Raw genomic sequence first — 12,297 nt, 5'->3', positions numbered from 1 at the left:
ATGCGTTCGCAGAAAGGAGTCGTGAAGGGCGCGTCAGCCGCGCGGCGCGGTGAGCACCGACAGTCGCGTGATGCCCGCGTGCTCGATCGCCGCCATCAGCTTCGCGACGGTGCCGTACGGCACGTGCTCGTCGGCCTGCAGGTCGAGCGCGACGTCGGGCCGGCCGGCCTTCAGCGCGGCCAGCTCGGCCGGCACCGTGTCGAGCGCGACCGCGCGCTTGTCGAGATACACGACGCCCTTGCCGTCGACGCTCACGGTGACGTTCGGCTTGCGGTCGGCCGGCGCGGTGGCGACGGTGTTCGGCAGATTCACGTGCACCGCGTTGTTCAGCAGCGGCGCGGTGACGATGAACGCGACCAGCAGCACGAGCATCACGTCGACGAGCGGCGTGATGTTGATTTCGCTGAGCACGTCATCGTTGTCGGAAGAGGACGAGAAGGCCATTATGCGAACGCCTCCTGGCGGGTGTCGTCGGAACGGCGCGCCGGGGCGGCCGCGGGCGCGGCGGCCGGCACGCGGAAGCCGGCCTTCTGCGCGAGCGTGACGAAGTCGGTCGCGAACGCGTCGAGATCGGCCGACGCAGCCTTCACGCGGCGCACGAAGAAGTTGTACGCGAGCACGGCCGGCACCGCGACCGCGATGCCGATCCCGGTCGCGACGAGCGCTTCGCCGATGGGACCGGCCACGACGTCGATGCTCGCCGACGCACTGTGCGTGATCGCGGTCAGCGCATGGATGATGCCGAACACCGTACCGAACAGCCCGACGAACGGCGCGGTGCTGCCGATCGATGCGAGCACCGCGAGCCCCGCTTCCTCGCGCCGGCGCGCGTTGTGGATCTGCTGGCGCAGATGGCGTTCGAGCAGGTCGTGACGGCTCCAGCTGTGTTCGAGATCGTGCGCGCTGCTCTCGTCGGCGCGCCGCAGCGCGTCGAAGCCCGTCGCGGCGAGCTGGCCCACCGGGCTGTTCGCGCCGTCGAGCGCGGCCGCGTCGTGGAAGCTGTTCGCGGCCCAGAATGCGCTGACGTAGCGCCGGTTGCGCGCGCTCGAACGCAGGCTCTGGATCGCCTTCACGACGATCAGCGTCCACGTGACGACGGAGAAGACGACGAGCAGCCAGAGCGCGCCCTGGACGATGAAGGTGGTCGGAATACCGTTCATGATGTGAGTTCCTTGAAAAATGTGGCGGGCGGCCCGGCGGGTCAGCCCAGCTTGAAATCGATCGGCACGTTGACCCAGCCGTCGACCGCTTCGTCGCCGCGCTTCGCGGGCACGAAGGTCCAGCGCTTCACGGCGGCCACCGCCGCGCTGTCGAGCATGCGGCGGCCGCTGCTCGTGCGGACCTCGACCGAATCCGGCGTGCCGTTCGCGAGCACGTGCACGCGCAGCACGACGCGCCCTTCCCAGCCCTGGTCCTGCGCGAACGCCGGATAGTCGGGCGCCGGGTTGCGCAGGTACGCCGCGTCGCCGATCGGCGCGGTTTCGCGCACCGGCGCGGCGGGTGCGGGCGCAGGTGCCTGAACCGGGGCGGCGGGCGCGGCGACGGCCGGGGTTGCCGGCGTTGCCGGCGCGGGTGCGGCTTCGCGCGTCGCCTGCGGCGTGGCAGCCGGCGCCGGATGCGCGACGGCCGCGCGCGGCTTCGGCGGGATTGGCGCCTGCTTCGGCGGTTTCGGCGGCACGACCGGCGGCGGCGGATGCGCGGCCTGCGGCAGCGGTTCGGGCGGCCGCGTCAATTCGACCGTCATCGGCAACGGCCGGGGCGGCTGCGCGGGCGGTGCGGCAGGCACGCGCGCGGCCAGCAGCGCAACGCCCGCATGCAGTGCCGCGACAGCCAGCGCGATCGCGGCCGCGCCGCGCCATCCGTTCGCCTGCGCCGCTCGTGTGCCCGCCTGCGCGGACGGCACGACCGACGGCGGTCGCGCCCGGGTCGCCGCCGTCACGCTCACCGTGCGCGGCGCGGCACGCGCCGCATGCCGGCGTGCGGGCGGCACGCCGTATTCGATCGTCAGCCCTGTCATGTTCGACTCCTTGCAATGACGCGCCGCGGCGCGCTACGCGACCCACGCATGGCGGTGCCGGTCGATCTGCGTGAACGGCGCCGGATCGATCCACGCGCGCGCGTCGAAATCGTGTTCGAGAAAGCCCCACTCGACGAGAAAATCCTTGAACGCGACCAGCCCGTCGATCGACGTCGGCGCGAGCCCGGTCTCGAGATGGCGGTGCACGTCCGCGCCATACGCGTAGCGCACCCACTCGTCGGATGCGCGCGTTTCGCGGCCGATATAGGCGACCGTCTCCGCCGGATGGCGCGCGGCCCAGTCGCCCGCGCCGACCACGACCGACAGGAAGCGGCTCACGAGATCGGGGCGCGCGTCGATCAGCGCGCGATCGACGGTCAGCGTGCGGGGCGTGCCGTTGCCGATCCGCACCAGCGGATCGGGATGCGCGCCGAGATCGATGACGACCTGCGCGTCGATCAGATGCACGGTTTCCAGCCCGGCCACGCCCTTCACGAACACCGCGTCGACGTCACCGCGCACGAGCGCCGCGATTTCGAGTCCGTATTCGTGCGGCCCGCGCGTGAACGATGCAGGCCCGGTGCGGCGCTCGTGCGTATCGGGCAGATCGACCCATTCGGCGTCGCCGTGGCCGAGCCCTTCCAGTTCGAGCGCGCTCAGGAAACCTTTCAGCGCGGCCGCGCGCCAGAAGTCGATGCTGATCGGATGGCGCGGCAAGCCGAGCCGCCGCCCGCGCAGGTCGCGCGCGGTGCGAATGCCGCGCTCGGGCAGCGTGACGATCGCCTGGAATTCGTTGGTCCACGACAGGCCGATCACGCGTGTATCGGCGCCGCGTGCCCGCGCCCACAGCGCGGGAATGTTGCCGCCCTGCCGGAACGAGTGCGGCAGGCTGTGATCGAAGTGCGATTCGCGCTTGTCGGCGTCGGCCGTCTCCTGCAGCGAATGCAGCGCGATGCCGTCCGGCCCGAACTCCTCGTCGAACCAGCCGCGATGCACGGCGATGCCGAGCGCGGTCGGCACCGGGCAGCGCGTGTACCAGAGTGCGTCGCAAGCCGTGGCCTGCGCAGCGAGTGTCGTCATGGTGAGTATCCTTGTCGTTGTCGTGGATGCGTGGCGGCGGGTCGCCGCGCTCAGGCGCCGGCCACGCGCAGCGCTGCCTGCGTGCCGCGCGCGTTCAGCGCGCCGTCGACGAGCGGCAACACTTCCTCGCCCACGCGGTACGCCTCTTCGAGATGCGGGTTGCTCGCGAGGATGAACGTCGATACGCCGATCTCGACGTATTCCGCGAGCCGTTCGGCCACCTGCTCGTGGCTGCCGACGATCACGCAGCCGGGGCCGCCGCGAATCTGCGACATCCCGGCCCACAGGTTCGGGCCGACGATCAGGTCGTCGAAGTGCTGCGTGTTGCCCTGGTGCAAGGCGAACTGGCGTTTCGCGCCGACCGACTCCGACGCTTCGCCGCGCCCGCCGAATCCGTTGCGCGTCGTGTCGCCCACCGTCGCGAACATCTGCCGCAGCTCAGCCCACGCCTGCTCCTCGGTCTCGCGCGCCAGGATGTCGATGCGCATGCCGAAGCGCAGGTCGCGCTCGGCGTTCTGCCGGTCGAGCGCGCGACGGGCCGCATCGATCACTTCCTTCTGTTTCGCGAGCGGCTCGCCCCAGCTCAGGTGCACGTCGCCGTGCTTCGCGGCGACCGCGAGCGCCGCGTCGCTCGCGCCGGCCAGATAGATCCGCGGCGGCTTCTGGCCGCTCAGCGGCGGCAGCAGCCCGCCCGCCTCGACGCGATAGAAGCGGCCGTCGAACGTGAACGGCGCGCCGGCCGCGACGCCCTTCACGACGTCGAGGAATTCGTCGGTACGCGCATAGCGGCTGTCGTGATCGATGAAATCGCCGTACGCGCGCTGGTCAGGGCCGCCGCCACCCGTGACGACGTTCCACTCGACGCGGCCGCGGCTGATTCGCTGCAGGCTCGCGGCCATTTGCGCCGCATAGACCGGATGCACGAAATGCGGTTGCAGCGCGATCAGCAGGCGCAGCCGGCGCGTCTCGCGCGCCAGCGCGGCCGCCACGACCCACGGCTCCTCGGTGAAACGGAAGATCGGAATCAGCGCGCCGTGGAAACCGGCGATGTCGGCCGCACGCGCGACCTGCGACAGATAGTCGATGTAGCCGAACGCGTCGTCGTCGACTTTCGGTGCGACGCGCGACGCGCGCTGGCGGTTCCATTCGCCGCGCGTATGCAGATCGTGTGCGCGCCGGCCGTCGCCGTGCATCGGCAGGCGCCACAGAAATTCAACAGCCATCGGGATTCTCCTTGTCGGCCCGTTCGGATTGCGTGCGGCACCGGCGTGCCGCGCGTATGCAGCGCTGTAAAGCACGCGGTGTGCCAACGGGCTCGCCGCGCCGCGCGCGGGGCCGCCGATGAACGCGCGCCGCGCCTTGCGGGCCGGGCGTCGGCGGCGATCGAATCACGTGCGCCGATTGCCGCCGAACCCGTCGCGACACGCACACGCGCCGCTGCTGCATCCGCCGCACCGGTGCTGCGCGCGCAACAGCGCCCGACGCGACTGTTGCTCACGCAACAGCCCGCTCGCCGGCCGCCGTGCCGCGCGTCGCCCGCCAGGCCCGCGCCGCCGGCCATACGGCCGCTTCCGTTCACTGGCCCGGAACTTGCAACGTGGAACGGCCCGCGCGGGCGACACCGCGCCTCGACCACGCTTACCCAGACAGGGGAATCTCACACATGACAGACAGGCCCGATTCGTCATCGGTCAAGCAGCAGACGTTCTGGTACGCCCGATCGCCGGTGCCGACGCCGCTCGGCATCGCCGTGCATCTCGGCTGGCTCAACGGCGAGACGTCGGCCGACGGCGTCGCGATCCGTTCGCCGCGCGGCGCCACGCGGCACGACGTGTCGTCGATCAGCGATCACACGCTCGCGCAATCGTTTCGCCAGGGCGGCAGCATCCCCGCGATGTGGGCGCGCTCGAACGACGCGCATACGCGCGTGATCGGGCTGTCGTGGGTCGACGAGTCGCAGTTGATTCTCGCGCGCCCCGAGTCGGGTATCCGCTCCGTGAAGGCGTTGCGCGGGCGCCGGATCGCGATTCCGAACCGCCCCGACGATCGCATCGACATCTTTCGCGCATCGGCGCTGCGCGGCTTCGTCAACGCGCTGAGCCTCGACGGGCTGACGCTCGGCGACGTCGAACGCGTCGACGTGCGCGCCCGCACGCTGCAAGCCGTCGGGCCGGCGCGGGCGGCGAACCTGTTCGCATCGCCGCACGGCTTTTCGAGCCGCGCGCTGTATGCGGCCGAAGCCGGCGCGCTGCTGCGCGGCGAAGTCGACGCGATCTACGTGAAGGGTTCGACGGGCCTCGAAATCGCGCAACTGATCGGCGCGCACGTCGTGATCGACATCGGCTTTCATCCGGAGCGCTCGATCCGCAACAACAACGGCACGCCGCGACCGCTGACCGTCAACGCGGACGTGCTCGCGAACCATCCCGACATCGTCGCCGGCTTCCTGAAACTCGTGGTCGCCGCCGGCGAATGGGCCGGCACGCATCCCGACGAAACCGCGCACTACGTAGCCGGCGAAACCGCGTCGTCGATCGACTGGGTGCGCGCCGCGTACGGCAACCAGTTGCACCGGCACCTCGGCGTCAACCTCGACGACGAATCGGTCGCCGCGCTCGACGAGTTCAAGACCTTCCTGCTCGACCACGGCTTTCTGGAAGCCGACTTCGACGTCGCCGACTGGATCGATCCGCGCCCGCTCGCCGACGTGCTGCAGCCCTCGCTGCAAAAACGTGCGTGAGCCCCTTTACCGTTCACTGTTCGGGACCATCATGAAACACACGCTCTGCCTTGCCTCGCTGCGCCGCCCGCTGCGCGCGCTGCTCGCCGCGCTGCCGTTGGCCGCCGCGTCGCTCACCGCCCCGGCCGCGCACGCGGAAGACGCACCCAAGGTCGTTCGAATCGCCGTCGTCGCGTATTCGAGCGGCGGCAAGACGCAATACGCGGGCGCCTCCGCATTGATCGACGCCGACAAGTCGCTCGAAAAAGCGCTCGCCGCGCGGCATGTGACGCTGCAATGGGTGCCGGTGTCGACCGCCGCGGTCGGCACGCTCGTCAACGAGGCATTCACGAACGGCAGCATCGATTTCGCCGGCTACGGCGACCTGCCGTCGGTGGTCGTCAACGCGTCGGGCACGCGCACGCGCCTGATCGTGCCGGGCGGCGTCGGCAGCAATACGTATCTGGTCGTGCCGGCCGGCTCGACCGCGAAGTCGATCGTCGACCTCAAGGGCAAGCGCATCGCGCTCAATCGCGGCCGGCCGTGGGAAGTGTCGTTCAGCAAGCTGCTCGCCGAGAACGGGCTGAAGCTGTCCGACTTCAGGATCTACAACCTCGATCCGCAGGCCGGCGCGGCAGCGGTCGCCGCCGGCCGCGTCGACGGCTTCTTCACGCTGTCCGACGCGTATTCGCTCGTCGACAAGAACGTGGGCAAGATCATCTGGTCGACCAAGCGCGCGCCCGACGACTGGAAGATGCGGGCGGAACTGTGGGCGTCCGACGATTTCGTGCGGCGCTACCCGGACATCACGCAGCTCGTCGCGACGGCCTACGTGCGCGCCGCGCACTGGATCTCGCAACCGCAGAACCGCGACGCGTACGTGAAGATCCTGAGCGCGTCCGGCCAGCCGGAAAGCGTCGTGCGCCGCGAGTACGCGGACGAAGCGACGCCGTGGAAGGAGCAATGGACGCCGCTCTTCACGCCGGCGCTGACCGGCCATTACCGCGATGTCGTCGCGTACAGCCGCCAGGCCGGGCTGACGTCCGCGCCGGTCGACGTGAACGCGCTGCTCGCGCCGACCTTCGTGTCGACCGCGCTCAAGCAGCTCGGCCTCGACGGCTACTGGCGCGCCGACGCGCCGCGCGTCGCGAGCCGCTGATGGCGACGCGCGCCCTCGCGCCGAACGGCCTGCGCGCGGCGGCTCGCCTGCCGAGCGTCGCGCGGCTCCGCGACTACGCGCTGTGGTGGATCACGCCCGTCGCATTCGCCGCGCTGTGGTGGCTCGCGAGCGCGCAGCGCTGGTTCCCGCCGCAGCTCGTCGTGCCGCCCGGCCGCCTCGCGGCGACGCTGCGCACGCTGCTCGATACCGGCGAACTGCGGGACAACCTGTCGATCACGCTGCATCGTCTTGCGCTCGGTTTCGCGATCGGCGCGACCGGCGGCGCCGCGTTCGGCGTCCTGCTCGCGCGCAGCCGGCTGTTCTCCGACTACCTGCGGCCGACCTTCGACCTGCTGCGGCAACTCCCGACGCTCACGCTGATTCCGCTGCTGATCCTGCTGATCGGCGTCGACGAGCCGTTGAAGCTCGTCGTGGTCGGCAAGGCCGTGTTCTTCCCGGTCGCGCTGGCCGCATACACGGGCGTGCACGATGCGCCGCGCGATCTCGTCGAGATGGCGCGCCACTACGGGCTCGGCCGCTTCGCGCTGCTGCGCGACGTGCTGCTGCCGGCCGCGCTGCCGCCGCTGCTGACCGGCGTACGGATCGCGCTCGCGCGTGCATGGCTCGCGCTCGTCGCGGTCGAGCTGCTCAGTGCGGACAGCGGCATCGGCCAGATGATGGAACTCGCCCGGCAGATGCTGCGGCTCGACGTGGTGCTCGTCGACGTTGCGGTCATCGGGCTGATCGGCTTCGCGCTCGACCGTTCGATCGCACTCGTGCAGCGCTACGCGTTGCGCTGGCAAACGCCCGCGCGCTGACCCCGACCGGAATCGCTTCGGAATGACCTTCGTGACCCGTACTTTCCCGTTCGCCCCGCTGCGCCGCCGCGCGCGCGGCCTCGTCGTGCCGGCGCTGCTGCTGGCCGCGTGGCAAGCCGCGTCGTCCGGCGACGCGGCCCATCAATATGCGTTCGTGCCGCTGCAGCAGGTCGGCGCCGCGTTGCTCGAACTCGCGCGCAGCGGCGAACTCGCGACCGATCTCGGCGCGAGCCTGCGCCGCACGACGCTCGGGCTCGGGTTCGGCGTCGCATTCGGGCTCGTATTCGGCGCGGCGATGGCGCGTTCGTCGCTCGCGCGCAAGCTCGGCGAGCCGGCGTTCCAGGCGCTGCGCTACGTGCCGCTGCTCGGGCTGATTCCGCTGCTGAGCCTGTGGGCCGGCACCGGCGAATTCGCGAAGGTGTTCATCATCGCGCTCGCCGCGTTCTATCCGATGACCACCGCCAGCTTCGACGGGCTGCGCCGCGTCGATCCGCGCTATGTGGAGCTCGCGCAGTCGTATCGCCTGACCCGCATCGGCCTGTGGCGCGACGTGCTGATTCCCGGCGCGTTGCCCGACCTGTTCGCGGGCGTGCTGCAGGCCGTGCCGTTCGCGTGGATCACCGCGACCAGCAGCGAGTTGCTGTTCAACACGGGCGCCGGCGTCGGCAGTCTGATGCAGAACGCGCAAGCCGGCGCGCGCGCCGACGTGCTGCTGGTGTGCGTGCTGGGCGTGACGGCGCTGGCCGTCGGCATGAGCGCGTCATGCGAGCGGATCGCGCGGCGCGCGCTGCGCTGGCGCGATTACGCCTGACGGCGCAGCCGCGCGTCGGCGGCGTCGCCGTCGCCTGCGTCGCGCGGCTTCAGGATGCCGAGTTGCGCGAGCCGGGCACGCACGATGTTGCGCGACTGGTCGAGCAGGCGCGACATCCGCAACTGGTTGTGCTCGCTGTAATCGAACACGCTGCGGTACACGGTGTCCTCGATGTGCTGCCACAACGCTGGCGTGCCGAGATCCAGCAACTCGATCACCGCACGGCGCAGCGCGTCGGTCGCCTCGGCCACGTCGCGCGCGCGACGCGGCGGCGCGGCGGCCGGGCCCGGTGCGTCTGCCGGGTCGGGGGCGAGCGACAGCGCGGAAAACTGCAGGTCGCCGACGTCGATCGCGCCGCCTGCACAGATCAGCACCGCGTGATGAATCACGTTCTCCAGTTCGCGGATGTTGCCGGGCCACGCGTGCGCATGCAGCCTGCTGCGCGCGGCGTCGGTCAGCGTCGGCGCGGCGACGCGCAGCCGCTTCGCATAGGTATCGATGAAGTGTTCGATCAGCGGCGCGATGTCGCCGGGCCGCTCGCGCAGCGGCAGCAGGCTCAGCTTCACGACGTTGAGCCGGTAGTACAGATCCTCGCGGAAATTGCCCGCGCGCACCGCGGCTTCGAGATTCACGTTGGTCGCCGCGACGAGCCGCACGTCGATCTTCACGGTCTTGCGCGACCCGACCGGCGTCACCTCGCGCTCCTGCAGCACGCGCAGCAGCTTGACCTGCGCGGACAGCGGCAGGTCGCCCACTTCGTCGAGAAACAGCGTGCCGCGATTCGCGGATTCGAACCAGCCGGGCTGGCTGTTGATTGCGCCGGTGAACGCGCCGCGCTCGTGGCCGAACAGTTCGCTTTCGATCAGCGTTTCCGAAAACGCGCCGCAATTCACCGCGACGAACGGCCCGTCGTGACGCTCGCTCAGCGAATGCACGAGGCGCGCGATCAGCTCCTTGCCGGTGCCGCTCTCGCCGGTGACGAGCACCGTCGCGTCGCTCGGCGCGACCAGCTGGATGCGTTCGAGCAGCACCCGCGATTTGGGATCGTCGAACGTCAGTGCCTTCGCACGGATCGTGATCGCGTGCGAAGTCGGGTCCGGCAAGCTGAAGATGGCCATGGCACGACCGGCGTGTTGAACGGGGAAGGTTCGACGATAGCAAGGCGCACGCCGGCCACGAACCAATTCATCGAGCTATCGGTATGACGGCGGCCGGATTGCGCCGGCCGCCGCGCGGCGTCATGCGAGGCCGGTCATCTTCCATTGCTGTTCGAGCGCGCCCGGCCCGAATTCGAGCGAGCCGCCGAGCGGTTCCGCGAGCGCCTGGAAATACGCGGCTTCCTCGAGGATCAGGATGTACTTCGACACGTCGAGGATCGACTTGCCCCAGAACGTCGCGCCGCCGTTCGCCTCGATGATCGCCGGCACGTCGGGATCGCGCCGGATCGTGTCGACGATGAAGCGCGGCTCGCCGGGGCGGCGATCGACATAGACGGGAATTTCACGCGCCCGCGTGTAGCGCGCGGCCGGCGCATAACGGATCGGCAGCGGACGATGCGCGCTCGCCCACGCACCGAGATACGGGCCGTGTACGTGAATCACCACGTCGACTTCCGGCGCCTCGCGAAATACGCCTGCGTAGCGCGGGCCGTTGCCGCCGGCGCGTGCGTCACCGTGCAGCACGTCGCCGTCGAGCGTCACGACGACCGGCTGGATCTCCTGCGACGCGGCCCACGGGCTGGGCGCCGACAGCGCGACGACGAGCTCCGTGCCCGGCACGCGCTGGAATGCCTGGAACGTGTTGGTGGCGCTGAGCGTGCGCGTTTCCTTCAGCACGCGCGCGGCTTGCGCGAATTCGCGCGTGGCGCGCTCGACGAAGGCCACGAGTTCGCCGCTGTCGATGGCTTGGGTGACGGACATGAGGGCGTTTCCTTGATCGGTTGAACGGTTGAACGGAAGGGCTCGCGTCGCCACGCCGCGACGCACGGTCGACGGATCAGCAGCAATCGTGCCAGCGCTGCGATTTGCGTATCGAGGGCCGGCCGGCGTGGCGCAGGCACGCGATGCCAGCGTTGCGCCGTGCAGCCCGCGCGTGCGCGTTTTGTTGCGGAAGCAACACCGTGCCGGCCGGGATTGCTGCGCGACACGCAGCCCGGTGCATGCGTGCGATACGGGCGGCATCGACCGATCGTCCGTCGTGCCGCGCGTTGCGTACGCAACGACCCTTCTGGTTCGAAACTTGCATCGCACTCGGCCCGCGCCCGCATTGCCCGGCGCATCCGATCTCATCGACCTCCATCCGACCATGACGCTTCTTTCCCTGCGCGGCGTCGCCGCGCGCACGCTGCTCGTATCGGCGCTCGCCGCTTCTTCCGTCGTTTCGCTCGCGGCTTCGCCCGGCCGCGTCCCGGCTCCCGACCCGTTGCAGGGCGACGGCCGCGTATCCGCGTTCTACACGTGGGACCGCGACATTCCGGCCAGGCCCGGTGTGCTGCTGCGCACCGAGCCGCTGCCCGCGACGGTCGGGCTCGCGAGCGCCGCGCGACAATTGCGCATCCTGTACGCGTCGACCGACGGCGTCGGCGGCCATGCGCCGATCGCCGTGTCGGGCGCGCTGTTCGTGCCGCGCGGCACGCCGCCGGCCGGCGGCTGGCCGATCGTCGCGTGGGCGCACGGCACGTTCGGGATGGCCGACATCTGCGCGCCGTCGTGGTTCGGCCGCTCGTATCGCGACGTGCGCTACCTGAACGCCTGGCTTCAGCAAGGGTTCGCGGTGGTCGCCACCGACTATCAGGGGCTCGGCACACCGGGCCCGAATCCGCAGCTCAACAACCGTTCGAACAGCTACACACTGCTCGACAGCGTGCGCGCGGTGCTCGGCGGCGTGCCGGGCCTCGCGAACGAGGTCGTGCTGGTCGGCCAGTCGCAAGGCGGCTCGGCCGTGATCGCGGCAGCCGGCTACGCGCCGGCCTATGCGCCCGAACTGGCGATCCGAGCGACCGTCGCGACCGGCACGATCTACAACGCGTCGCACGCCACGCTCGCGGCGCTGCCGAAGTTCGAGACGGCGTACCGGCGCGATCCCGACCGCGTCGATCCGACGCTCGCGTACCAGTTCTACTCGGTGCTGTCCGCGCAGCAGATCGATCCGTCGCTGCGGGCCGACGAGGTACTGACCGACACCGCGCTGCCGATTCTCGACCAGGCGCGCATCGGTTGCCTCGCATCGCTCGAGGACGATGCGGCGCTCGCGCACCTCACGCACGCGAACACCGTGAAGCCGGGCGGCGATGCGCGGCTGAAGGCGTGGTGGGACGACTACCTGAAATACCCGACGCTGAAGATCGCGACGCCCGTCTTCATCGGCGCGGGCGCGGACGACGGGCTGGCGCCGCTCGAACTCGCGCTCGCCAGGGACGCGTGCGCGGCGGGCACGACGGTCGAGGCGCACCTGTATGCGGGCCGCGAGCACAACGGCACCGTGAACGCGTCGCTCGCCGATTCGATTCCGTTCGTGAAACGCGTGCTGGCCGGCGAGACGATCCGCCCGGTCTGCTCGCCTGCCGCGCAGCCGGCCGTGTCGCAATAGCCGGCTCGCGGCGCTTTGCACGACGGCGCGAATGCTTGTGCAAATCCGTTATTGGATCGCGCCGCCGCCCATTTTTATACTCGTCAGCACTCTCTGCCAAAGAGT

12 protein-coding genes are annotated in these 12,297 nt (G+C 70.4%); 5 read left to right on the top strand and 7 right to left on the bottom strand.

Going from position 1 to position 12,297, the window contains the following annotated elements:
* Positions 1–33 precede the first annotated feature (33 nt).
* From KU887_RS28280 to KU887_RS28260, 5 genes are read right to left on the bottom strand one after another with little or no spacing between them, the layout of a single operon-like run.
* The gene (locus KU887_RS28280) at positions 34–444 is read right to left on the bottom strand and encodes a biopolymer transporter ExbD (protein ID WP_006484323.1); all 411 of its coding nucleotides are present in this window, start codon (positions 442–444) and stop codon (positions 34–36) included.
* A complete protein-coding gene (locus tag KU887_RS28275) occupies positions 444–1,160 on the bottom strand; it encodes a MotA/TolQ/ExbB proton channel family protein (protein ID WP_006484339.1) in 717 nt (238 codons plus the stop codon). The genes KU887_RS28280 and KU887_RS28275 overlap by 1 nt, the downstream gene beginning before the upstream one ends.
* A 41-nt stretch (positions 1,161–1,201) precedes the next feature.
* On the bottom strand, positions 1,202–2,017 hold the full coding sequence (locus KU887_RS28270; RefSeq protein ID WP_006495713.1) for an energy transducer TonB: 816 nt from the start codon (positions 2,015–2,017) through the stop codon (positions 1,202–1,204).
* 33 nt (positions 2,018–2,050) lie between these two features.
* The gene (locus KU887_RS28265; RefSeq protein WP_006482991.1) at positions 2,051–3,097 is read right to left on the bottom strand and encodes an ABC transporter substrate-binding protein; all 1,047 of its coding nucleotides are present in this window, start codon (positions 3,095–3,097) and stop codon (positions 2,051–2,053) included.
* 50 nt (positions 3,098–3,147) lie between these two features.
* The gene (locus KU887_RS28260) at positions 3,148–4,320 is read right to left on the bottom strand and encodes an LLM class flavin-dependent oxidoreductase (protein ID WP_006482993.1); all 1,173 of its coding nucleotides are present in this window, start codon (positions 4,318–4,320) and stop codon (positions 3,148–3,150) included.
* A gap of 440 nt (positions 4,321–4,760) precedes the next feature.
* Between KU887_RS28260 and KU887_RS28255 the strand changes: the two genes are divergently transcribed.
* The 4 genes from KU887_RS28255 to KU887_RS28240 are packed head-to-tail and all read left to right on the top strand — an operon-like array spanning position 4,761 to position 8,604.
* Positions 4,761–5,837 carry an ABC transporter substrate-binding protein gene (locus KU887_RS28255; protein WP_006495714.1) on the top strand — a complete coding sequence of 359 codons (1,077 nt, stop codon included), beginning with the start codon at positions 4,761–4,763 and terminating at the stop codon, positions 5,835–5,837.
* Between the two features lie 31 nt (positions 5,838–5,868).
* The gene (locus KU887_RS28250; protein WP_069353474.1) at positions 5,869–6,975 is read left to right on the top strand and encodes a PhnD/SsuA/transferrin family substrate-binding protein; all 1,107 of its coding nucleotides are present in this window, start codon (positions 5,869–5,871) and stop codon (positions 6,973–6,975) included.
* On the top strand, positions 6,975–7,793 hold the full coding sequence (locus KU887_RS28245) for an ABC transporter permease (RefSeq protein ID WP_058902714.1): 819 nt from the start codon (positions 6,975–6,977) through the stop codon (positions 7,791–7,793). Before KU887_RS28250 ends, KU887_RS28245 begins: the two co-directional genes overlap by 1 nt.
* Positions 7,794–7,815: 22 nt before the next feature.
* Positions 7,816–8,604 carry an ABC transporter permease gene (locus KU887_RS28240; protein ID WP_069353475.1) on the top strand — a complete coding sequence of 263 codons (789 nt, stop codon included), beginning with the start codon at positions 7,816–7,818 and terminating at the stop codon, positions 8,602–8,604.
* Here the strand turns inward: KU887_RS28240 and KU887_RS28235 are convergent.
* Both KU887_RS28235 and KU887_RS28230 read right to left on the bottom strand, forming a co-directional pair.
* Complete coding sequence (locus tag KU887_RS28235; RefSeq protein ID WP_012493122.1) at positions 8,595–9,722, bottom strand: sigma-54-dependent Fis family transcriptional regulator; 1,128 nt, start codon at positions 9,720–9,722, stop codon at positions 8,595–8,597. The genes KU887_RS28240 and KU887_RS28235 overlap by 10 nt on opposite strands.
* 120 nt (positions 9,723–9,842) lie before the next feature.
* Positions 9,843–10,523: a class II aldolase/adducin family protein gene (locus KU887_RS28230; RefSeq protein WP_006491011.1), complete on the bottom strand. Its 681-nt coding sequence runs from the start codon at positions 10,521–10,523 to the stop codon at positions 9,843–9,845.
* 385 nt (positions 10,524–10,908) lie between these two features.
* On the opposite strand from KU887_RS28230, the gene KU887_RS28225 reads away from it, so the two are divergent.
* On the top strand, positions 10,909–12,192 hold the full coding sequence (locus tag KU887_RS28225) for a lipase family protein (protein WP_058903571.1): 1,284 nt from the start codon (positions 10,909–10,911) through the stop codon (positions 12,190–12,192).
* The last annotated feature ends 105 nt before the right edge of the window (positions 12,193–12,297 follow it).

It is taken from the genome of Burkholderia sp. EMB26, assembly GCF_024730645.1.
In the GTDB taxonomy this organism is placed as follows: Bacteria; Pseudomonadota; Gammaproteobacteria; order Burkholderiales; family Burkholderiaceae; genus Burkholderia; species Burkholderia cenocepacia.
The sequence above is the reverse complement of the archived record's forward strand: the minus strand, read 5'-3'. Positions and strand labels throughout refer to the sequence as shown.

Bases quoted from the DNA above. Each gene is read 5' to 3' on its own strand.
- KU887_RS28235 (WP_012493122.1), bottom strand. From the start codon at position 9,722: ATGGCCATCTTCAGCTTGCCGGACCCGACTTCGCACGCGATCACGATC.
- KU887_RS28260 (WP_006482993.1), bottom strand. From the start codon at position 4,320: ATGGCTGTTGAATTTCTGTGGCGCCTGCCGATGCACGGCGACGGCCGG.
- KU887_RS28225 (WP_058903571.1), top strand. From the start codon at position 10,909: ATGACGCTTCTTTCCCTGCGCGGCGTCGCCGCGCGCACGCTGCTCGTA.
- KU887_RS28270 (WP_006495713.1), bottom strand. From the start codon at position 2,017: ATGACAGGGCTGACGATCGAATACGGCGTGCCGCCCGCACGCCGGCAT.
- KU887_RS28275 (WP_006484339.1), bottom strand. From the start codon at position 1,160: ATGAACGGTATTCCGACCACCTTCATCGTCCAGGGCGCGCTCTGGCTG.
- KU887_RS28265 (WP_006482991.1), bottom strand. From the start codon at position 3,097: ATGACGACACTCGCTGCGCAGGCCACGGCTTGCGACGCACTCTGGTAC.
- KU887_RS28240 (WP_069353475.1), top strand. From the start codon at position 7,816: ATGACCTTCGTGACCCGTACTTTCCCGTTCGCCCCGCTGCGCCGCCGC.
- KU887_RS28250 (WP_069353474.1), top strand. From the start codon at position 5,869: ATGAAACACACGCTCTGCCTTGCCTCGCTGCGCCGCCCGCTGCGCGCG.
- KU887_RS28255 (WP_006495714.1), top strand. From the start codon at position 4,761: ATGACAGACAGGCCCGATTCGTCATCGGTCAAGCAGCAGACGTTCTGG.
- KU887_RS28245 (WP_058902714.1), top strand. From the start codon at position 6,975: ATGGCGACGCGCGCCCTCGCGCCGAACGGCCTGCGCGCGGCGGCTCGC.
- KU887_RS28230 (WP_006491011.1), bottom strand. From the start codon at position 10,523: ATGTCCGTCACCCAAGCCATCGACAGCGGCGAACTCGTGGCCTTCGTC.
- KU887_RS28280 (WP_006484323.1), bottom strand. From the start codon at position 444: ATGGCCTTCTCGTCCTCTTCCGACAACGATGACGTGCTCAGCGAAATC.